This window comes from Treponema paraluiscuniculi Cuniculi A (assembly GCF_000217655.1).
Classification (GTDB): domain Bacteria; phylum Spirochaetota; class Spirochaetia; order Treponematales; family Treponemataceae; genus Treponema; species Treponema pallidum.
Window position 1 is genome coordinate 19,445 of sequence record NC_015714.1, and the last position, 20,647, is coordinate 40,091.

Below are 20,647 nucleotides of genomic sequence, written 5' to 3' on the forward strand. Positions count from 1 at the left end.
GTGAAGTAATGTCAGAACACATAGAACACGACGTTCGGGAAATGCTCAATGAAGAAAAATGGACACGCGCGACGCTTACCGCGTATTCTGCGGAAAAGTTTAAGGAACTTGACAGAATCATTGCGGAGGCGAAAAGACAATCTATCCTTGATGTACTGAAAGGTATCTGTGACGAACATCTGGCGCACTCGAAGAACAGTATAATCGCGTTATACATTTCTGGGATTATTTCGCTTTCTAAGCAGTTGTTAGATGATTCGTGTTTAGTGACGCTGCTGACTATCTTTGGTGATAATCACAAGAATCAAATAGTTGAGCACCTCTGTACCCGTGTGCTTGAGTACGGTGAATCAAAGCTTGCGTTGCGTGCGTTAGGAGAATGTTACAAAACCTCTGGAAACGAACAGCTCTATGATGTTTGGGAACGGTTAGTTAGGATCGATTACGAAGAGGCGGAAATCACTCGTGTGCTGGCGGATAAATACGAGCAGGAAGGGAATAAAGAGAAAGCTACGGAGTTTTACAAAAAAGCACTGTATCGTTTTATCGCGCGGAGGCAGAACGCGGCCATAAAGGAGGTTTGGACTAAGCTTGTTGCACTGATTCCAGACGATGTCGAGTTTTTTTATCGTGAGCAGAAGAAAATTTCAGAGAAACTGGGAGAAGGGCGCGGGAGCGTGCTCATGCAAGATGTATATGTCTATTACAAAGAAAATGAGGATTGGACAACGTGCATCAATATACTCAAGCATATTCTTGAACATGATGAGAAGGATGTTTGGGCGCGTAAGGAAATCATAGAGAATTTTCGGTGTAAGTATCGCGGACATAGCCAGCTTGAGGAGTACCTAAAGATATCGAACATTAGCCAATCTTGGCGCAATGTCTTTGAAGCCATTAATGATTTTGAAAAGCATATTTCCTTTGACGAGGGTAGTTTTGTTTTTCATCGAACGTGGGGGGTAGGTCGGATTGCGAAGGTGTGTAACGATGAGTTACTGATCGATTTTGCGAAAAGGCGTGCGCATACCATGCTTTTGAAGATGGCTATTAGCGCGTTGCAAACCCTTGGCAAAGAGCATATCTGGGTGCTTAAGTCAGTACTGAAGCGGCAGGATCTTGCTGCGAAAATAAAGCAGGATCCTGAATGGGCACTGAAGGTGATCATCACAAGTTTCGACAATAACTGTAATCTCAAAAAAGTTAAGCAGGAATTAGTTCCTTCTTTGCTTTCTGTGGGGGAGTGGACAAGTTGGAGTACGAAAGCACGGAAGATTTTGAAAGAAAGTACTGGATTTGCTGCGAATCCCAGCAATATCGATTTTTATACGGTGCGGAGCTGTCCTGTTTCCCTGGAAGAAAAACTTGCTGTGGAATTTAAGGCACAAAAAAATTTCTTCGCGCGCATCGACATCCTCAATACCTTTATGGACAAGGCAGATACAGATTCTGATGCTTTCAGAGAAATGTTCGACTACTTTAACACATTTTTGCGTGCGTTTAGTGTCGTGGACGGCAATGTAATTGCGGCTTACTTGGTGGTAACGCGTGTTTCCACGGTGTTGCCTCACCTAAATGCGTGTAGACCCCATGGTTTTGCGGATTTGTACGCGCATATTGCGGATCCTCGATTGGTGTACACAGAGATAAAGGATAAGGGCCTCAAGTGGGAATTCGTGAATAGTGTGAAAAACTTTGTGAGCAATTGGAGCGATGAGTATGTCAAGCTGTTCCCCGAGGTGCTCTCTCTAGAGATTCTTCGCGCGCTTATGGAAGAGGGATATAAGGAAAAGGCACTGAAGGTGGTTGAAGCTTGCTTTGAATACTATGCGGATAATCGTGCGGCGGTTATTTGGTTATTCAAGACGGTAAGGGATGAGCCTTGGTTCCAGGAGCTGCGCATTACCGCAGAACAGCGGATTATCGTCCTCATCCACATTGTGGACATTACTTATCGGGAAATCGCTAACCGGCGGAACACCACTGAGAACCGAAAACTTAACAAGCAGGCTCTTTCGGTACTCTTTGGGAATGATCATTTGCTAGAACACTTCATGCTTTCGCACGATGTGGGAACTACTACCCGTCTTTACACGTTAATAAGTGATATCCAGGGGCTTGATCCAAAGTTAAAGGTCCATTTGCGCAATAAAATTATTGAGAAGTACAAGGATTTTAAGTTTTTTGATACTGAGGAACGTGTGGTTTCCGGACGTGGACTAGTGGTAACTGCAAAGATGCTCAATGCAAAAAAGAAAGAATTGCAGGATTTGCTTGATGTTCGTATTCCGGAAAATTCTCGAGAGATTGGTAGGGCCTTAGAACTCGGTGATTTGCGTGAGAACGCAGAGTATAAGGCTGCGCGAGAAGAACAAACAAGGTTGAACAATATGGTGACTCGGCTACAAGAGGAGATTGAGCGGGCACAGGTATTCGATCCTACCACTGTTGTAGCTGGCAGAGTTTCGTTTGGTACGGTAATTAGCTTAAAAAATCACACAAGTGGAGAAGATGAGACATACACTATTCTTGGTCCGTGGGAGTCGGCTCCAGAACGTGGTATTATTTCGTACATGTCTCCGTTAGGTAGCAATCTGCTCAATCGTAAGACAGGGGAACAACTTGCCTTTACGGTGGGAGAACATGAAAAAGTGTATGAGATCTTAAGCATCTCTGCTGCAGAGATCTAGTGAGGAAGTGTGCGATGCGAATTATGCGGAGATTAATGTTATTTCTTATGTGTCTATGTGCTGCGCTGTTCGCGCAAGAGCTGGTTCGTGAACAGAGTGTTACAAAGTCTGCAGATATTACGGTGCTACTTGATACGTCTGGCACTATTTTACCGTACCGTTCCGTGGTAAGCGGTAGTGTGCTAAAAGATATCGCTACTCGTTTTGTGCGTTTGGGTGATTCGTTCCATATTATTTCGTTTAGTGCCACGCCACGTCACGAGATTTCTCAGGTTATCCGTAGTGAGTTTGATCTTTCTCAGGTAGTGTCTCGTTTCATGATATTGCATCAGTTGGGGTTATATTCTGACTTTTTAACAGCGCTAGATTTCGCGCGTACACACTTACGCGCTTTGCCTGCAGCACATGAAAAAATTTTGATTGTTGTGTCTGACGGTATTTTTAACCCGCCTGCGCGTAGCGCATATAAAAACTACAACAAGGATCAGGTAAAAATTAACCTTGCACGGGCTGCCGCGGATCTGAGACGAGAGCAGGTGCGTGTGTTTTACATAAAACTTCCCTTTCCCCAGGACATCCAGATCCGCGATTTGGATGACAATCTGCTGACTGACCTACAAAAGACAGATGATGTTCAAATCTCTGCAGTCGGTAGCTTTGCAGAAGGACAAACAAGAAGGCCTAAGTTGGACACTGTGGGTGTGGTTTCCGATCAAACGGGCGGCGTTGCAGATAACCATGCAGTTGCTACGCACGGAAGGGAGGACGGGACAGTCCAAGGGGTTGTTGGCAGTCATGTGGAGGTGGCACGCACACAGGACAGACGCAGTAATGCAGATCCTGCTAAAAGGGAAGGGGTTCGGCCTTCCTCAGAAGCAACTGATGTTTCCCGCGAGTTCACGGAGGATTTGGGAATCAGGGTGAGTCCGGTTGATTCAGATGGTTCTGTGCGTTTTTCCGAGAAGGAGCGCACGCTTCCCGTGTTACACTTTCCAAGGGTCCTTGAGGTACAGGGTAAGTATGCAGAATGTATGTTCGAGGTTGAAAATAGCACGGATGCTCCCGTTTTGTTGCATTTGGAGCGGGTGATTTTTGACAATGGCGTTGAGACTGACATAGTTTCGGTGCAAACAGAGTCTTGTGCAGTAGCGTCCGGTGCACGCGCGATGTTGCGAACAACTTTTTTATTACCTAAGCGCTACCACGAAGAGGGAACGTACCAGGTGACCATGCGTGTACAGTTTGCAGATAACGTCCGCGTGTTCCCTCAGGTGGCAACAGCAGAGCTGCGCGTTTCTCCTTTGTCTTTTCTTGGATTGGTGCGGAGAGGTATACATGGGGTTCTGTCTCCTGTAGGGCTTACGCATGCGTTTGGATATGTGTTGGACATGGTAGGGTTGAGTCGCACGGGTTTCGGTGCGGTGCTTTTGCCTCTGTTTGCTTTGGCTATCTTCTTAGTACTTGTATCAGCCGTGGTGTGTAGGTCAAAGCGCGTGTTGTCTCGTAAGTCATGGCGCGGAAGTCCCCGTACAGAGAATGGGTGTCAGGGTCCTGGTTCGATGTCTGATTTTCGGGCGCATTCTGTTAAGGAACAAAGGCAGGATCAGGAGCGCGTGTATGCAGGCATGGAGAGAATTGTATCCCAGCGTAAAAGCGATGTGCAGGATCGCCTCAGTGTATCGAATGCGGCAACTGCATTTGGGCGTGATCGAGTTTCATTTTCCCCCAGGGTAACGCGTGCGGAGCATGGATGTAGTCGGTCAGGAATGACTGAAATTTTTGTGTTTGATCAAACACGTGCGATTGGCAAGCGCAATATTCACGTAATGAAAGCAGGAACCCGTTTAGGGGTTGGCGGGCACAAGGGGGATGACTTCCTAATTTTTTTGGTGCCGTTTCCAAGGCGGCTAGCACAGGTGTATTTTGACGGTGAAGTATATCATCTTGCTATCTTGAAGCCGAAGTACTTCCCGTACGAGGAGTCGAGTGTGGTGCACGACTGCGTCGGCAGAGTGGTTACCCTTGTCTCTGACAGGGGGTATCATGTGCCCTTCACATTCCGCCAGTATGAGGATCCCGCTGTGAGATTGAACAATCTGCTCACCTCTATCGAATACGCTTGATCAAAGCGATAAAGGAACGAGTCGAGAGGTGGATTCGGGACTCGATTGAGCAGATGGAAAGGGGGAAAGATGAAAACCGGGGCGGATCGCGCACCGAAGCGTCCCCCTACCGTTGCTTCCTTCCGGACCTAGCGGGGTTTGGGGGATATTTCGTGGGCGGCCCCGGAACGGAGAGAGAGGGATTCGAACCCTCGGTACCCTTTTGGGGCACACACGACTTCCAATCGTGTACCTTCGGCCACTCGGACATCTCTCCTACGGCCGCACCCAGCCGGTTCTGAGAAGGGGGTGCGACGTTTCCTCAGCCAACAGCGGAGAGAGAGGGATTCGAACCCTCGGCGCCCTTGCAAGAGCGCTACGGTTTTCGAGACCGTCCGATTCGACCGCTCTCGCATCTCTCCTCAATAACAACGGCAGAGCCCCACAGGACACCACCCTCAGCGGGACAAGTCCCGTAATGAGACTAGGCGGATTCGAACCGTCGACCTTCAGATCCGCAATCTGACACTCTATCCAGCTGAGCTATAGTCTCAAGGGAGTGGGATGCCAACCGGCCCCCAAACCGGAGCAGGGGGGATTCGAACCCCCGGCACTCGGATGAATGCAACTCCTTAGCAGGGAGCCCGATTCGACCACTCTCGCACCGCTCCAAAAAACAGCAAACAGACGCACCGTACCGAATACTCCCCGCGGAGCAGGGGGGATTCGAACCCCCGGTGCCTTGCGACACAGCGGTTTTCAAGACCGTCGCCTTCAACCACTCGGCCACCACTCCGGACTCCCTCCCATCCTGCGTGTAAACGTTGCTCCTGTCAAGTCTTTGTACGAGCAGCATAAAAAAAGTGGTACGTGTAGAAAACTTCCCTTCTGGGGAGAAGTTCTTAGAGAAGTAGCGTTTTTATGTTACGCTCCCCCTTGTAGCTTGAGTAGGGGAGTATATGGACGATGCAAGATATGCAGAATGGAGTGCATCTTTGGTGCAGTTGCCCGATACGCATTTTTTTGATCTTATGCGCCTCTATTTGGGTGTGCTTAAGACTCCATTTCATAAACAGAGGCTTGTTCAACAACTTAGTGCCTTCCTGCAAAGAAAGTCTATTCAGAACGCTGTGGTGCAGATGCTTGATGAACTCGACTTGTTATTTATTTCTGTTGTTATGTGCGTTCCCCGTGCAACGCTCGAGCTGCTGACAATTTTTTTTTTAGAACGTGTTGCCCAGGCGGAGATAAGAACACGTCTACTGAATTTAGAAGAACGTCTTATTCTTTACCGCATTCCTCAGATGCCTGGTGAGGTTACACAGGCAGAAGTCGCGAGCGTTGCGCAGAATGGTAGGGTGCGGCAAACGCCGTGTTATGGTATCAATCCTCTGTTGCAAAAAGCATTGAGTACGGTAGCTGGACTCAATCTTTTTCTCATTCCGCAAAAGCGGATGCGTCCATCCGCACAGTTATTGACAACAGATTTGATGCTGTGCGCATTGTATTCGTTTTTTACGCACGGGGAAAATTTATTAAAAGTCGATGGGACGTTTAGGAAAAAGGCATTTGTTATGTTCCAGGCATTGTTTCCTGTTGATCCGGATGTGGTGAGTGTGGCACTCCCTGCATATCTGCAGAGAACAGGGGAGGAAAGGGGTACATCACGTCTTTTACAGGAAGGTCGGCGCGTCTTGGAACATCTGGGATTGATTGTCTGCGAATCAGCACAGGTGCATGTGCAAGATAAACGGTGGGCTTCTTTTTTCTCCTTAACTGCTCTGGAACGTGCGGTGTATTTGACAGTTGCCAGTACGGCTATTCTGCGCAAAGAGGTGCTCGTACAGCGAGCGCAGGCTTTGCGTACACTTCTCTGTGTGTTGCACCCAGATGCGCAATACGCACCTGAAGATCTAACACGCGTGTATCGTATCTTGGTGGAAGAGGCAGCACCATCTGTTGCTGCTGATTTTTTCTCTTCTTTGTCTTTGTCCAAAGATACAATGCTGCAAAAGCGTAAAGGAGCTTTACATGATTCATCGGTTTTTTCTATGCAGTCGGCGATCACGGCTATACGCACGGCCCAGCTTTTTGGGTTGTTGTGTGTGAAAGATGGACTGTGCGCGTTGAATGAGGCTCTATTTAAAGGACAGTACACGCGTGGGCCAGGAATGGTCTTGTCAGCGACGGCAGAGTTAACCATTTTCCCCGATGGAGATATGCAAGGGGTTTTGCCAATTTTATCCTGTGCGCATGTCTGCTCACTACAAACAGTTGCCACGTTTGAGCTCAATAAAAAAAGCTGTACCACTGGCTTTGCGCGCGGATTAACAGTGCAGGCACTTGCACAGGCTTTAGAATGTAAAACAGGTGAGCAGGTGCCACAGAATATACTATCTTCTTTCCGGCAGTGGTATGCACAGATAACCGCGTTGACCTTAAGACGCGGCTTTGTCATGCAGGTTGATTCATCTCAGCAAGCTTTTTTTGAATCTGGCGGGCCACTGCACCCGCTAGTGCGCACGCGTCTTGCAGAAGGAGTGTACTTTTTTGATGAATGCCAAGAGTGTATGTTGTATCAGGCGCTCGCGCGAGCGCGTCTGTCCTACCTGTGCGAGCCAATTGATACAGCCACCCCGTTATTCCGCCCTGGTGAGCAGGGTGCACGTGCGCTCCATGTGCCTTCCTTTTCTTTTCCAGTGCGGTCTGCTCGGGGAGTCTCCGAGGAATCAACGCGAGATTTTGCACATTTAGGTGCCTTTGTGTTGGAAACTCCGAACGTTTCGTGCACGCACAGTGCTGCAGATACTCCGTCTATTTCAGAACAGACCGGTGGGGTGGCTCACGTGCAGAGCGAAGAGGATGTAGATCCGTCCACGTCTGGTGCAACGGGTAAGTATTGGGACAAGGCACAATGGCGCAAGGTGCAACGGATGCAACGTGCTGTGCGGCTGCAGCGGCTCAAAGAGTTTGAGGCGCACCTGCAACAACTAAAATTGGACGCAACAGAGCAGACGGAGCTACGTGCCCGCTTGCAACGGGGGTTGATTCTGGATAGAATGCAACTTTCTTCCGAAACGATCCGCAGGGAGAGAACGGAAGCGAGTGGGGTTGATTTTTTAGGCAAGTATCGTCTTGCAGAGTGTGCGTTACGTTCTGGTGCTTTACTTGAGATTGAGACTAGTTCAGGGCAGTCAGTGCATAAGATAGTGGGTACGGTGTGCGCAATTGAAAAATGCGAAGAGGATGCGTTGCTTCACGTGTGTGTACACGCAGAACTTCCCCCTGAGCGAGTATCGATTGCGCGCGCGTCCAGGATAGTGCTACTGAAAAATTCTATTTTTTCTTGAGTCTGTTCTGAAGGGGATCCTTTTGTCCCTTGTAAAAAGGAATAGACGAGCGGGTAGGATATGAGTCGTAGGAAACAGGGACGAGAGTTATTCAACAGTCATGTGGGCGTGGTGTTGTCTTGTGTCGGTGCGGCAATGGGGCTTGCAAACGTGTGGTTGTTCCCTGGACGCCTGGTGGAATTTGGTGGTGTGACGTTTTTAATTCCGTATTTTATTTTTCTATTTGGTCTTTCCCGTTTTGGACTGATGGGGGAGTATGCTTTTGGAAAGACACTGCGCTGCGGTCCTGTGCGTGCGTTTGCCCGTGTGTGTGAAACACACCCATCGTGTTCTTTACGAGCACTACGAGGTAGCGGGTGGTTTCCGGTAGGAGTATTGCTCGCTACCTGCTCTTTTTATGTAGTGATTATAGGGTGGATCTTGCGTTATGTAGTACTTTCGTGCACAAATGCACTTGCAGGTACTCAGGCGCACGACCTGTTTTACCAGGTTGCAGGGACAAGTGCGAATGTGCCGTGGACGCTTGCAGCTATCGCGCTCACAGCGTGTGTAGTGAGTGTGGGCGTGCAAAAGGGGGTGGAGCGAGGAAACATTATAATGATGGTACTTTTTTACGGTGTCCTTGCGTTTATTACAGGATATATATTTACTCTTCCTAACGCGTGGATAGGTATGCGTAGAATGTTGGCATTTCAATCTTCATCATTGTGCAATCCGAGACTCTGGTTGTATGCATTAGGCATGTCGTTTTTTAGTCTCAGTTTGGGGGGCGCGGCTATGGTTTTATATGGCAGTTACATGCCAGATACGGTGGACATACCGCGTACTGCATTTCAGACAGTGACCTTAGATTTTTTGGCATCAGGTATGTCCGCATTATGTTTAATTCCGAGTGCGTGGGTTTTAGGTATGGACGTCAGCAGTGGACCGGAGTTTTTGTTTGTAACAATAACCCGTGTCGCCTCGCAGATACCGATGGGGGTGATGATAAGTGTGTTATTCTTTTTGTGTGTACTATGTGCAGCGTTAAGTTCTGCAATTGCTATGTTAGAAGTAATACTCGAGTCTTTTGTGCACACGTGTACAGTGGGGCGCCGAACGCTGACGTGGTCACTAGCACTCGTGGTTGCGTTTGTATCTCTTCCTCTGAATGCCTCGATGAGAGTGTTCGAAACGTTTACAGATATAGTGGTGGTTATACTATCTCCGTTATCTGCCCTTATGGGGAGCGTGATGATATTTTGGGTATATGGTGCAGAGCGTTGCCGTGTAGCTATCAACCGGTGTGCACGCGGTCCGTTGGGTAAATGGTTCACGCCGTATATGCGGTACGTGTATTTGGGGCTTTGTGTAATGATTATGGTGCTTGGGGTGATGTTCGGTGGTTTTTAGTGTGATGACGCGCAAAAGCGGCCAAACCCACAGTTGGGTAAATATATTCTTTGCAAATTGTCGACACAACCGTTGACGAGAGGGATCGCAGGTGGAGAGGTGTCGTGCCGGGGATATGTTGACACGTCCGTACTCCTCAGTTTGTGAGGCTCCAGTTATAGGAGGGGGGATAGCTGCGCGTGAAAAGATTTGCTCTTATTGGACTTGGAGACTTCGGTCTTAGCATGCTAAAGGAGCTGCTCAAGCTCACTAACAATATAGTCCTCCTGGACAGGGATCGAACGCTCGTTGAAACCTACCGTAGCAGGGTGAGAATCGTGCGCGCAATTGATGTGTTGGACGAATTCACTCTGTGCAAGATGATTCCACAGGATATCAACGCAGCGGTTGTTGATCTGGGGGTCAAAATTGAATCATCAATCATGATAACAACGTTTTTAAAAAAATTAGAAATTGCAGATATCGTAGTTAAGGCATACAGCGCTGAACAAGGGCATATCCTCTCGAGCGTTGGTGCTACGCACGTAGTGCTCCCGGACCGGGAGGCGGCTAAAAAAGTCACTCCTATGATTGCTTTCGATCTTCTTTTCAACTTTATGCCACTTTCTGCGCAGCTGGCAATTGCGGAAATGGCTGTGCACGAGGACTATGTGGGAAGAACTTTGCGTGAAGTGGATGTGCGCAAAAACTTCTCTCTTAATATCATTGCTATCCGTAAGCGCGATGCAGAGGATTTTTGTTTTATCAATGATCCTGAATACTGCTTTGAAGCGAACGATGTGTTGCTCGTTGCCGGTTCTCACAAAGACATCTATGCACAGTCGCAGGACAAGTTGGCACATACCCATAGCTTCAGCGACTGTTTCAAACAATGGTTCCTTACCAGCTGACTTCCCAATATTCCGCGCACGGGAGTAGGCGCGTGTAATCTTCCCTTTTCCCGCACATGTCTACGTAAAGGGGAATATTTAGAGAGGGGGCTCAGCTTCAAGTTTTGAAAAATAAGGCTCAAGCGTTGCCGCTTCCCGAACAGAGGTTGCAGTGCTTACCACCGCAGCTTCGGCACACGTGCGCTGCGCCCAGAGTAGTTGGGTACACAAGTGCATGTCTGTTACCCGTGCGTCTAGAATATGCTCAATAGCCGCAATACGCTCTGTTTCTGTCGTTCCGTTGAGAAAGCGCAGGAAACTCGCAAAACTTTTATGCTCCGGTGTTTCAGGAGTTACCGCCGTACTGTACGCTCCTATGATTAGACGTTCCATCGTCTTCTGGTTAAAGAGACTGGAGGTGCCCTTGTGATCGGCGTGCAGGTGCTCAATCGTCTTGAATATCACGTCAAGGGAGTGGAGCGGATTTGGATCGCGGTAAGTTAGTGAGGAAAATATGCCATGTACTGGATCTGGCAGGGTGAATGCACCGTAAGCACCACCTATCGTTCGAATTTTTTCCCAAAACGGCTCAGTACTTAGATATCGGGCAAACACCTGCTCTACCCCGCGTCTCTCTAAAGGAAGCCGTGGATGTGCAAGGGACAGCGCTGCAAAACCCACTTGCACAGGGGCTGGAAGCAGCGTCAGCATATTGCGGGTGCGCATGTGCTGCAGGGCCTCTTGAAAGAGCACACCGTGAGCGGAGGGTATCTGTTGTTCGTGCGCTGTGGGCGCAGAGGTGTGGTGGATAAAATAAGTGGATAGCGGTGCACGAAAACACGCCAGAGGTTTTGCCAATGCATCTAGCGCTGTGTGTAACGATGTTTCTGTACCACATACACATCCGATCACTCCTGCAGTGAGCAGTTTTTCATGCAGCGCTTTGAGTTTGGCTGCCAGCGAAGGGGAGGCAACGGTTTCTGTACACTCTGTCCACAAAGCACGTACCAAGCGAATCTGCGTGACTCCAGTCCAGAGTTCTTCTACGGCCTTTGCTGCATTCACGCGAGCGTTTGCCTTTGCAAGTGCAATGGAATGTCCTGAATGCATGGCAGCGCTATCCAAGTCATTTTTATATTGTGCAAGGATGTCTTTTAACCGTCGTGTATCTGTAAAAGAAAGACTGCGCACGTGTGCACACACGTACGAAATCGCCTGTACGATAAAGCGCGACAGCATTTTTACGCTGACAACTAGCCACGCTCGCCCGACTATATCGCTGCGTTGCAGTGTGTTCTGTCCCCTCAGTAAGGGGAGTATCTCGCTTCCCTGATCGCCTGCTACTATACAGCGGGCGGCAAAGCCCCCGGTGAGACGGGCAATCTCGGCAGATACCACACTCCAATGATGTGTCTCAGTTCCCATACCTGTCAGTGCGTAGGCATACAGTGGCAGAAGTTGTGCTTCTTTTACACTGAGCATATCTGCCGGGATTGCAAGGTGTAAGTACGTAATATCGTTCGTGGCAAGCTCATGCACGAGAACAGGAACAGAACCAAAAAACTGCATGGTTTCGCTCAGTTCTGGGGTGGGGACTGGCAGTTGTTCCCGCTTTATATGGGGGAGCAACGCAAGGAGTTCCTCCGGATCGGGTGTTGTCTGTCGTACACGCAGTGATTCTTGGTCAGCTCGGAGGCGTGCCGCTGCTGGCTGCGTGAGTGTACGGGAGAAATCCTGTACGTATTTTTCTAATTGCTCATCAAGTTTTTTTGAGAAGTCTGGGTCTGGGTGTACCGAAAGTACCGTGTACTGTGGGTTACGCAGCAAGTGCGTGAGGATGAGATTTTCCACGTAGTGTGGATGGTGGTGTACCTTTTCACGCAGTGCCTGCAGTGCGGGGATATAACGCAAAGAACTTTCTGGACCTGCACCGTGCAACCATCCACGCAGCGAACGCTGCATGAGCACGAGAGAAAAAGGACCGTCAGAGCGGCGTACTTCAGTATTTGAAAATTCGAGTGCATTCAGCGCTGTTTCCACTTCCTGTGGAGGGATGCCGTGCGCAACAAGCGACTCTAGTGTTTCAAACACGCATGCCTTTAGTGCATCGACCTGTGTATGCTGCACCCCAGTCATACCTACAAAAAAAAGCATACGCTTTAGATCGATGTGACTGCCGTTATATGCGTATAAATCCTCACCGAGTTCTGATTCTAACAGTGCCTGTGCAAGGGGAGCAGCATCGTGACCGAGCAAAACGTGTTCGAGCAAAAACACGTCCATTAACTGTTCAGCCTTGTCTGATTCTGGGAGTAACCAGCTGAGCAATACGGCGCACCGTGTTAAATCCATCCCCTCGCTCGCCGGTGCGTACCCGGTGTACGTACGGGGGCTTTGATATGCAGGGATAGGGGGGATGGGGGGCAACGCTTTGCGGGCAGAAAATTTTGAAAGGCATTTATCCTCAATAAATGCCATCTGTTTTTCGGTGGGTATATTTCCGTACAGAAAAAGCTTGCAGTTTGACGGGTGATAGTGTTTTTTGTGAAAAGCTTTAAACGATTCGTACGTGAGACGAGGAATAACTGTTGGATGACCTCCTGAATCGTGTGCATACACCGAGCCACGTGTGGTCGCGTGTGTTGCGTGCTTATACACAAGCGTATGAAAGTCTGCATACACACCGCGCATTTCATTCAGTACAACGCCCTGGAGGGTAAGTTGGTTGTGCTCATTAAACTCAAAGCGGTGTCCTTCTTGCTTAAAGGTCCACTCTTCGATCAGGGGGAAAAAGACTGCGTCTGCATATACACTCATAACATCGAAGTAGTCAGTCTCTACCAAGGAGGAGGCCGGATATACTGTTTTGTCCGGAAAGGTTAGAGCGTTAAGAAACGTTTTCACGCTTTGTTTCGCGAGTATGAGGAACGGATCCTTGAGGGGGTAATGCTGTGATCCACAGAGCACCGAATGCTCAAGGATATGAGCAACCCCGGTACTTGCTTCTTCTGCCGTCATAAAACAGAAGGCAAACAAATTCTCCGGGTCTTCGTTGAGAATGTGGTACAACTCAAGCCCTGTTTTTTTGTGTCGAGCATAGACACCCACTGCCGAAAGCTCAGCGAGTGAATGGCGCCAGATAATTTCAAAACCGTGAAGAAGCGTACTCATCGGTGATTCTCACTCCTCTTCTTGCAAGCTATTTGGAAGCAATGTGCTGTTGCGCGCCGGCACTGCGCAATGTAGCTAAAAAGTGCTCAGTGATGGTGCGCGTATCATGCGCTGAAGGCGGGAACGTGTCGTACTCATCGCGCACAAGCTGTGCACGGTTTTTAGAGAGATTAGAGAGAATTTTCTGAACAAAAGCAGGATGATTGGTGTTGATGAGCGCAGCAAGAGTTTTTTCAGAACAAGACGCCAGGTGTTTTTGCAGAAATGTATCTGGGAGCGCGGGGATATCATCCAGCGTGAAAAGATGCGTGCGGACACGCGCTGCAAGTGTTGGATTTTTTTCTGCAAGGGCATGAAGAATTGAATGCTCAGTCGCGCGCTCCATCTTTTTGAGAATTGCCGCAAGCACTGCATGCCCGTCAAGATCACGGCGCTGGGACAAATGGAGCGCTGCAAACTTTTTGTGCAAGGAGTCACTCATGACTTGCAGCACCTGAGGGTTAACGTGCTTTAACTTTGCAAGGCGAACGATCAAGTCCTTCTTCTCCTCTGTGCTGATATTACTCAAATAGTGCGCAGCGCTTTTTGGAGGCAGCTGCGAGAGGATGAGTGTTTTGGTGGCAGGTAGTTCTCCTTCCAGGAGGGGGAGAAGTTGGGAGGCTTCAAGCGCAGCCAAAAACTCAAAAGGTTTCGGCTGTGCCTCTGGCACCGCCCGCTTCAAGATAAGATCGGCCTTTTCTTCCCCAAACGCTTTGGAAAGCATCGACTGCGCAGCACGCAGTCCACCGGTAACAGGCGACACACGAGCGCAGAGGGCAGAAAACTCCCGTAGGATCTCACGCGCTTCTTCTGGACTGAGGGGTTTGAGTGTCAGGAGCTCGGCAACCACCGCCTCAATTTGTGCAGGCTCAAGTTGCTTGAGCACCAGCGCCGCCTGCTCTTCTCCAATGAGGGAGAGGAACTGGGCAATCTTTTTATAAACGGTTCGGCCTCGGTCTTGTTCACGTACGGTGGCTTTGATTAAGCCACGAGGAAATTCGGTTCTATTCATAGAAAGAGGACTCCGCGCGGTCTCCGGACACGCAGTTCATTGTAGTGGAGAGTGTGCTCTTGACACAAGGGCGTGAGCACCTTAAAAGGTGCCCTCCAGCGGGGAGGGGTCCAAGGATGTATGGCGTTGTCTCTTCGGTTCTGGTGTTTTAGCCCTTCGGGGGAATTACGTGTGAGTGTTCTTTCCGTTTCCGCTGCGTTCGGTGTGTTGGTAGTGCTGCTGGTGCTTTCCATGTTGTTCTCTGCTGCGGAAACAGCGTTCTGTGCGCTAAATACCTTAAGACTTCGCTACCTATACGAAAAACGTCATGCTCGCGCTCGAGTGGCAATGCGTATCCTTCGACGGAAGAACTTCTATCTTGCTGCTGTGGTTATCGGGAACACCCTGGCGAGCAGTGCGTTGTCTGCAGTCATTGCGCTTTTTGCACGTGCCCTCTTTGGCATCCACGCAGTGGGGTGGAGCATCGGTGCAGGAACGGTGCTTACACTTCTTTTTGGAGAAATTATTCCGAAGTCACTTGCCTTGTGCCGGCCGAACGCAGTGGCACTGCATACTGCGCGATTCTTGCAGTGGAGCACTTTGATGCTTACTCCTTTTGTACAGGTGTTCTGTATGGCGCGGAGTGCGCTCTTGCGTCTTGCGCGTGTCGCGTGCCACACTCCCTCGCTGCGTGTTACGGATGACGACCTGCACACCGTACTGTACGCTGGAGAGGCGGATGGCACTGTGACTTCCCGCGAGCGCGCATTGTATCAACGTATTTTGCATTCTGCATCCCTTACTGCGCGAGATATTATGACCTGTCGTGCGCAATTGATTGCAGTTCCGCGCGCGAGTTCTCTGGCGGAGGCAATTGCCTGTGCGCAGAAGATGCGCGTTTCGCGTGTTCCAGTGTATGAACGGAGTGTTGATTGGATAATTGGTATTTTCGATGTGAAGAAATTCTTGTGCTCAGAAGAGGTAGACGGACGGGATTTAGAAGAGTGCGGAACACTGATGCAACATGTGAGCGCGCCGGTTTTTGTCTTCGAATGTACACGACTTGCATATGTGCAGCACAAATTGCGCGCACACTCACGCGCAGTCGCCATTGTGCTTGATGAATATGGCGGGACGGCAGGTCTTGTGACAAAGCACAATATATACCAAGCATTTTTTAAGAGCAGTACGCATGAATTCCCTGTGAATTCAACAGGTCCGCAGGTTACGCGTGCGGGGGTACGGGCGTATATATTTCCTGGATCGCTGCGCTTGGATGAGATAAATGATCTACTCGGCACCGATTTTTCTTCGTGTACCAGTGAAACCCTTGCAGGTCTTATCATGGAGTATACAGGGTGTATCCCTGATCCTGGCACCACGGTTGTATTCGGTTCTTGGCGTTGTGTGGTGCTACAACTGCATGTGCGCAGAATCGTACGTGTTCGGTTTGAGTTTCAAGGATAGTAGGGAAGCGCGCGTGGCATACCCTTTTCTGGTAGGATTGGAACTCATGTTCTTACTTGTGTGCTCGGCCCTATGTGCAGGTTCAGAAAGCGCGTTGTCGTCGGTGAACCAAGACGATGAACGTAAGCTTAAGCGGCACAGTACACGTTGTACACAACGCTTATGCTGGCTTCTGGCCCGGCGCGAACAGCTGATTACCACAGTTATTGTGCAAAACACTGCACTGAATATGGTGCTCTCTAGCGTGGTGACGTTAGGCTCTATGGAGTTGTGGGGTGCACAGTCGGTGTGGAAGGCACTGGTTGCGGTGACGTGCGTGATTATTCTTTGTGGAGAAATGTTCCCGAAGGCGCTGGGTGCACGGTACTCACTGGGATTCTTGATGTGGATTGCGCCTTTTTTGCAATTGAGTTACTGGTTGCTGTACCCCTGCGCGTGTGTGTCGTCAGCATTGATGCATGTGCTGGAGGGTATTTTTTTGCCGCGTCATACGACGTGTCTTTCGCGAGAAGAAATTAAAACGCTTATTGCAGTTGGGGCACGAGAGGGGGTGATTTCGTCAACCGAAAATCAATTGTTCCAGCGCGCTTTACAGTTTAAACGCATACCGCTTGCACACGTTATGGTACCGCGCACACACTTTGTGTCAGTTTTTCAGGATACACCACTATCTCATGTGTGGGATGCTTTTCGTACCTGTTCCTTTTCTCAGTTGCTCGTGCATGATGCTGCGGGGATCGTCTGGGGTTTCGTACATTACTGGGATATTTTTGGGGAAAGTAAAGTATTACCCTCGCAGTCATCAGATCAGATGGTGTCGGCATGTGTAGCGAACACCAGAGCTGCGGTGCATCGGGTGGGTGATTTGGCACGGGAGTTGTGTTGTGTACCGAATGTAGCTGACCTTTTTTCAGTGTTAGATATGCTCTCGGTATCAAAGCAGCAGATGGCGTTAGTGGTAGACGAGCGGGGCGATGGGGAAGGATTAGTAACCATGACAGACATTATGGAGGTAATTTTTGGTTCACTTGCTGGAGTTTCGGAAGGAGTAGAAGGATACACAGTGCATGGGTCAATGGTGCAGCGAATGTCAAAACCTCGTGTTGATTTTCAGATGAAAAGCGTCGGTACTCATGAGATTTTATGTTCAGGAACGGTTCCTCTTGAATATTTTAACGAAGTGTTGGGTACGCGTTTGCAGTCGCGCGTGTACCACACGGTGGGAGGTTTACTCCTGGAACGTTTTGGACGTCTCCCTACGGTAGGGGATGAGTTGGTAATTGAAGGATTGCGTTTTAAGATACGCCGTGTACTCGATCGGTATGTTGTGTCTGCCCTCGTGGACACTCGAGCATGTAGGTCAAGCGTTGGCTGACGCCTAAGTAAGTACACAGGATGGGGGCCGTACTTTTGCGGTATTCGTGCAATTAAGTTGTATGTTGATCGGTGTTCTACAGGAATGTGTGCGCAAAGGGGTGAGAGCATGAGTTGCTATCGTGTTGAAGGTGGGTTTCCCGTTTCAGGTTGTATTCGCGTGTGTGGAAATAAGAATGCAGTGCTTCCCTGTATTGCGGCGGCAGTTCTCACACAAGAGCCAGTGTTACTGCAAAATGTGCCCGACATTGAGGATGTGGCGGTGATGCTAACTATCTTTCGTGCGTTTGGTGGGAGTGTTGAAAGGCGTGGTAATCATGAGTACATGTTACATCTTCCTCAGTTACAGACGTGCGAGGTGCCGTGCGAGGCTGCGCAGAAAGTGCGTGCTTCCATTCTTTTTGCAGGGCCACTTCTTGCGCGTGGTAGAAAAGCGGTGCTTCCACCACCTGGTGGTGATGTTATTGGGCGCAGGAGACTTGATACGCATTTTCTTGCGCTTGCCGCACTTGGCGCACAAGTTCGTTTAGATGGGGTGTTTACTTTCTCTGCAAATAAGCTGGTGGGATGTGACGTCTTCTTAGACGAGGCATCTGTGACGGCGACAGAGAATGTGCTTATGGCTTCAGTTCTTGCCGAGGGGGTTACGGTAATCACGAACGCGGCGAGCGAACCGCATGTGCAAGATCTATGCCATTTGTTGAATGCGATGGGTGCGCGCGTCTCTGGCATCGGATCGAATGTTTTAACAATTGAGGGGGTGAGCGCGTTGCATGGTACCACATACACACTTGGGGCTGATTTCATGGAAGTAGGTTCGCTTATTGGGCTTGCGGTAGTAACGCGTGGAGCATTGACGATTTCGGATGTGAACGTACGCGATCTACGTCCACTAGGTTTTGCGTTTAAAAAACTTGGAGTAATTTGGAGCGAGCAGGAGCACGCGGTAAGCGTCTCTGCGTCGCAGGATCTGCGGGTAAATTACGATTTTGGCGGTATGATTCCTAAAATAGATGATGGCCCGTGGCCTGCATTTCCGCCGGATCTGACTAGCATTATGACAGTGGTGGCGACTCAAGTCGAAGGGGTTATATTGATTCATGAGAAAATGTTTGAGTCGCGTATGTTTTTTGTGGACAAGTTAATTACCATGGGTGCGCGTATCATTCTGTGTGACCCGCATCGGGCGCTTGTTTCAGGTCCGAGTGCATTGCATGGGAGTGACCTGGTATCTCCTGATGTGCGTGCGGGAATGGCGATGGTGCTTGCAGCGTGTTGTGCGCGCGGGGTAAGTATAATCCGTAACGTGTATCAAATTGAGCGTGGATATGAACGTCTAGTGGAGCGTTTGCAGGCAATTGGTGTCCGTATTTGGAAAGAGGGTTGATCGTATTATGCGGTAATTTGATGAAAAGATGTGAAGTGTTGCCAAGAATCTTTTTTTTTAGTACCCTCGGGGACCGTTACATATGAGGTGTTAACCTTACATTTAAGGAGTGAGAAGCATGGCGAAGCAATTGCTGTTTAATGAGGAAGCCCGCAAGAAGCTGCTTTCCGGGGTTGAGCAGATTTCGAGTGCGGTGAAGGTAACGCTTGGTCCTAAGGGTCGCAATGTCTTGCTTGAAAAAGGGTACGGGGCTCCCACAGTCACGAAGGATGGGGTTTCCGTTGCGAAAGAGGTTGAGCTCGAAGATCCGTTCGAGAATATGGGTGCACAGCTTTTAAAAGAGGTGGCTACGAAGACGAACGACGTAGCTGGGGATGGCACAACTACTGCGACGGTATTGGCGTATTCGATGGTGCGTGAGGGTCTGAAGGCGGTTGCTGCCGGTATGACGCCCCTTGAGTTGAAGCGTGGTATGGATAGGGCAGTTGCGATTGCAGTCGATGACATTAAGCAAAATTCCAAGGGTATAAAGAGCAATGAAGAAGTCGCTCATGTAGCGTCAGTATCTGCGAATAACGACAAAGAGATTGGAAGGATTCTGGCAAGCGCAATCGAGAAGGTGGGGAATGACGGGGTCATTGACGTTGACGAAGCCCAGACAATGGAAACGGTGACGGAATTCGTTGAAGGGATGCAGTTTGATCGTGGGTACATCTCGTCCTACTTCGTCACTGACCGAGATAGGATGGAAACGGTGTATGAAAATCCCTACATCCTTATCTACGATAAGTCCATCTCGACTATGAAGGATTTGCTTCCGCTACTCGAGAAAATTGCGCAAACAGGTCGCCCGCTGCTCATCATAGCTGAGGATGTCGAAGGCGAAGCACTGGCTACGCTGGTGGTGAATAGTCTTCGGGGAACGCTGAAGACGTGTGCGGTGAAGGCTCCCGGTTTCGGCGATAGGCGTAAAGAAATGCTTGAGGATATCGCGATTCTTTCGGGCGGTCAGGTCATTTCCGAGGATTTAGGATTGAAGCTAGAGTCCGCGGATATTGCGCTCTTAGGTCAGGCAAAGAGCGTGAAGGTAGACAAGGAGAATACCACGATTATTGACGGGTCGGGTAAGTCGAAGGATATCAAGGATCGTATAGAGCAGATTAAAAAGCAAATAGAGGCCTCGACTTCAGATTATGACAGTGAGAAGTTGAAGGAGCGCTTGGCAAAGCTCTCTGGTGGCGTTGCAGTTATCAAAATTGGTGCAGTCACCGAAGTGGAAATGAAAGAGAAGAAGCACCGGGTTGAGGATGCCTTAAATGCGACACGTGCGGCAATAGAGGAAGGTATTGTTGCTGGTGGTGGTTTAGCGCTTATTCAGGCTGCGGCGGCGCTCGAGAAAGCTGATTTGAGTGGACTGACTCCAGATGAGGCGGTTGGTTTTAAGATTGTGCGTCGTGCTCTCGAGGAGCCGATACGCCAGATTTCAGAGAACGCGGGTATTGATGGCGCAGTTGTGGCAGAGAAGGCAAAGGAGAAACGTGGCATCGGTTTTGATGCATCCAAGATGGAATGGGTTGATATGATTAAGGTCGGGATTATCGATCCGGCGAAGGTTACACGTTCAGCACTACAGAATGCGGCTTCGGTTTCTGGGCTTTTGTTGACTACCGAATGTGCAATTGCTGCAATTCCCGAAAAGAGTTCCTCTACACCGCCAGCTCCTGACATGGGAGGTATGGGAGGTATGTATTGATCTAGTTAGCGCCGGTCGATTGGTCATACGTAAGGGCATGATCTCTTGAGATGAGCGTCTCC

Annotated in this window: 11 protein-coding genes, 5 tRNA genes, 1 other RNA gene and 1 pseudogene; 10 read left to right on the forward strand and 8 right to left on the reverse strand. The window is 49.4% G+C overall.

The features are described from left to right. Nucleotides 1-8 precede the first annotated feature (8 nt). Both greA and TPCCA_RS00085 read left to right on the forward strand, forming a co-directional pair. Nucleotides 9-2,690: a transcription elongation factor GreA gene (gene greA / locus TPCCA_RS00080; RefSeq protein WP_013944737.1), complete on the forward strand. Its 2,682-nt coding sequence runs from the start codon at nucleotides 9-11 to the stop codon at nucleotides 2,688-2,690. Then, nucleotides 2,690-4,813 carry a vWA domain-containing protein gene (locus TPCCA_RS00085; RefSeq protein ID WP_013944738.1) on the forward strand — a complete coding sequence of 708 codons (2,124 nt, stop codon included), beginning with the start codon at nucleotides 2,690-2,692 and terminating at the stop codon, nucleotides 4,811-4,813. Before greA ends, TPCCA_RS00085 begins: the two co-directional genes overlap by 1 nt. 72 nt (nucleotides 4,814-4,885) lie before the next feature. Here TPCCA_RS00085 and ffs read toward each other — a convergent pair. The 6 genes from ffs to TPCCA_RS00110 all read right to left on the reverse strand — a co-directional run bounded on the left by ffs (nucleotide 4,886) and on the right by TPCCA_RS00110 (nucleotide 5,588). After that, nucleotides 4,886-4,980, reverse strand: an RNA gene (gene ffs, locus TPCCA_RS05160) — signal recognition particle sRNA small type. A gap of 1 nt (nucleotide 4,981) precedes the next feature. Further along, a tRNA-Ser gene (locus tag TPCCA_RS00090) sits at nucleotides 4,982-5,069 on the reverse strand. Between the two features lie 56 nt (nucleotides 5,070-5,125). After that, nucleotides 5,126-5,214, reverse strand: a tRNA-Ser gene (locus tag TPCCA_RS00095). A gap of 57 nt (nucleotides 5,215-5,271) precedes the next feature. Continuing rightward, nucleotides 5,272-5,345 (reverse strand) — tRNA-Arg (locus TPCCA_RS00100). 31 nt (nucleotides 5,346-5,376) lie between these two features. Beyond that, a tRNA-Ser gene (locus TPCCA_RS00105) sits at nucleotides 5,377-5,463 on the reverse strand. Nucleotides 5,464-5,503: 40 nt separating this feature from the next. Continuing rightward, nucleotides 5,504-5,588: transfer RNA gene (locus TPCCA_RS00110), tRNA-Ser, on the reverse strand. A gap of 163 nt (nucleotides 5,589-5,751) precedes the next feature. Here TPCCA_RS00110 and TPCCA_RS05455 point away from each other — a divergent pair. The 4 genes and pseudogenes from TPCCA_RS05455 to TPCCA_RS00125 all read left to right on the forward strand — a co-directional run. Then, nucleotides 5,752-6,015 (forward strand): annotated as a pseudogene (locus TPCCA_RS05455) (hypothetical protein); the annotation flags it as partial. 81 nt (nucleotides 6,016-6,096) lie between these two features. Further along, entirely contained in the window at nucleotides 6,097-8,142 is a 2,046-nt protein-coding gene (locus TPCCA_RS00115; RefSeq protein WP_144011664.1) for a hypothetical protein, read from the forward strand. Nucleotides 8,143-8,202: 60 nt separating this feature from the next. Beyond that, nucleotides 8,203-9,534 (forward strand): sodium-dependent transporter, encoded by a 1,332-nt coding sequence (locus TPCCA_RS00120; RefSeq protein WP_013944740.1) that lies wholly within the window; start codon nucleotides 8,203-8,205, stop codon nucleotides 9,532-9,534. Nucleotides 9,535-9,713: 179 nt separating this feature from the next. After that, nucleotides 9,714-10,424 (forward strand): potassium channel family protein, encoded by a 711-nt coding sequence (locus TPCCA_RS00125; RefSeq protein WP_013944741.1) that lies wholly within the window; start codon nucleotides 9,714-9,716, stop codon nucleotides 10,422-10,424. 78 nt (nucleotides 10,425-10,502) lie between these two features. Here TPCCA_RS00125 and TPCCA_RS00130 read toward each other — a convergent pair whose 3' ends face one another. Together TPCCA_RS00130 and TPCCA_RS00135 are read right to left on the reverse strand one after the other, a co-directional pair. Next, on the reverse strand, nucleotides 10,503-13,574 hold the full coding sequence (locus TPCCA_RS00130) for an insulinase family protein (RefSeq protein ID WP_013944742.1): 3,072 nt from the start codon (nucleotides 13,572-13,574) through the stop codon (nucleotides 10,503-10,505). Between the two features lie 28 nt (nucleotides 13,575-13,602). Further along, a complete protein-coding gene (locus tag TPCCA_RS00135) occupies nucleotides 13,603-14,625 on the reverse strand; it encodes a flagellar motor switch protein FliG (RefSeq protein WP_013944743.1) in 1,023 nt (340 codons plus the stop codon). Between the two features lie 72 nt (nucleotides 14,626-14,697). On the opposite strand from TPCCA_RS00135, the gene TPCCA_RS00140 reads away from it, so the two are divergent. The 4 genes from TPCCA_RS00140 (at nucleotide 14,698) to groL (ending at nucleotide 20,585) form a co-directional block, all read left to right on the forward strand. After that, a complete protein-coding gene (locus TPCCA_RS00140) occupies nucleotides 14,698-16,071 on the forward strand; it encodes a hemolysin family protein (protein ID WP_013944744.1) in 1,374 nt (457 codons plus the stop codon). Further along, nucleotides 16,028-17,446 (forward strand): hemolysin family protein, encoded by a 1,419-nt coding sequence (locus tag TPCCA_RS00145; protein WP_245522135.1) that lies wholly within the window; start codon nucleotides 16,028-16,030, stop codon nucleotides 17,444-17,446. The genes TPCCA_RS00140 and TPCCA_RS00145 overlap by 44 nt, the downstream gene beginning before the upstream one ends. A 108-nt stretch (nucleotides 17,447-17,554) precedes the next feature. Next, nucleotides 17,555-18,832, forward strand: a complete 1,278-nt coding sequence (murA, locus tag TPCCA_RS00150; RefSeq protein ID WP_041610016.1) for a UDP-N-acetylglucosamine 1-carboxyvinyltransferase — start codon at nucleotides 17,555-17,557, stop codon at nucleotides 18,830-18,832. A gap of 118 nt (nucleotides 18,833-18,950) precedes the next feature. Further along, entirely contained in the window at nucleotides 18,951-20,585 is a 1,635-nt protein-coding gene (gene groL, locus TPCCA_RS00155) for a chaperonin GroEL (RefSeq protein WP_013944747.1), read from the forward strand. The last annotated feature ends 62 nt before the right edge of the window (nucleotides 20,586-20,647 follow it).

Coding starts and splice junctions, on each gene's coding strand:
- TPCCA_RS00120 (WP_013944740.1), top strand. CDS start 8,203: ATGAGTCGTAGGAAACAGGGACGAGAGTTATTCAACAGTCATGTGGGC.
- greA (WP_013944737.1), top strand. CDS start 9: ATGTCAGAACACATAGAACACGACGTTCGGGAAATGCTCAATGAAGAA.
- TPCCA_RS00145 (WP_245522135.1), top strand. CDS start 16,028: ATGTGCGCAGAATCGTACGTGTTCGGTTTGAGTTTCAAGGATAGTAGG.
- TPCCA_RS00135 (WP_013944743.1), bottom strand. CDS start 14,625: ATGAATAGAACCGAATTTCCTCGTGGCTTAATCAAAGCCACCGTACGT.
- TPCCA_RS00115 (WP_144011664.1), top strand. CDS start 6,097: ATGCCTGGTGAGGTTACACAGGCAGAAGTCGCGAGCGTTGCGCAGAAT.
- groL (WP_013944747.1), top strand. CDS start 18,951: ATGGCGAAGCAATTGCTGTTTAATGAGGAAGCCCGCAAGAAGCTGCTT.
- murA (WP_041610016.1), top strand. CDS start 17,555: ATGAGTTGCTATCGTGTTGAAGGTGGGTTTCCCGTTTCAGGTTGTATT.
- TPCCA_RS00130 (WP_013944742.1), bottom strand. CDS start 13,574: ATGAGTACGCTTCTTCACGGTTTTGAAATTATCTGGCGCCATTCACTC.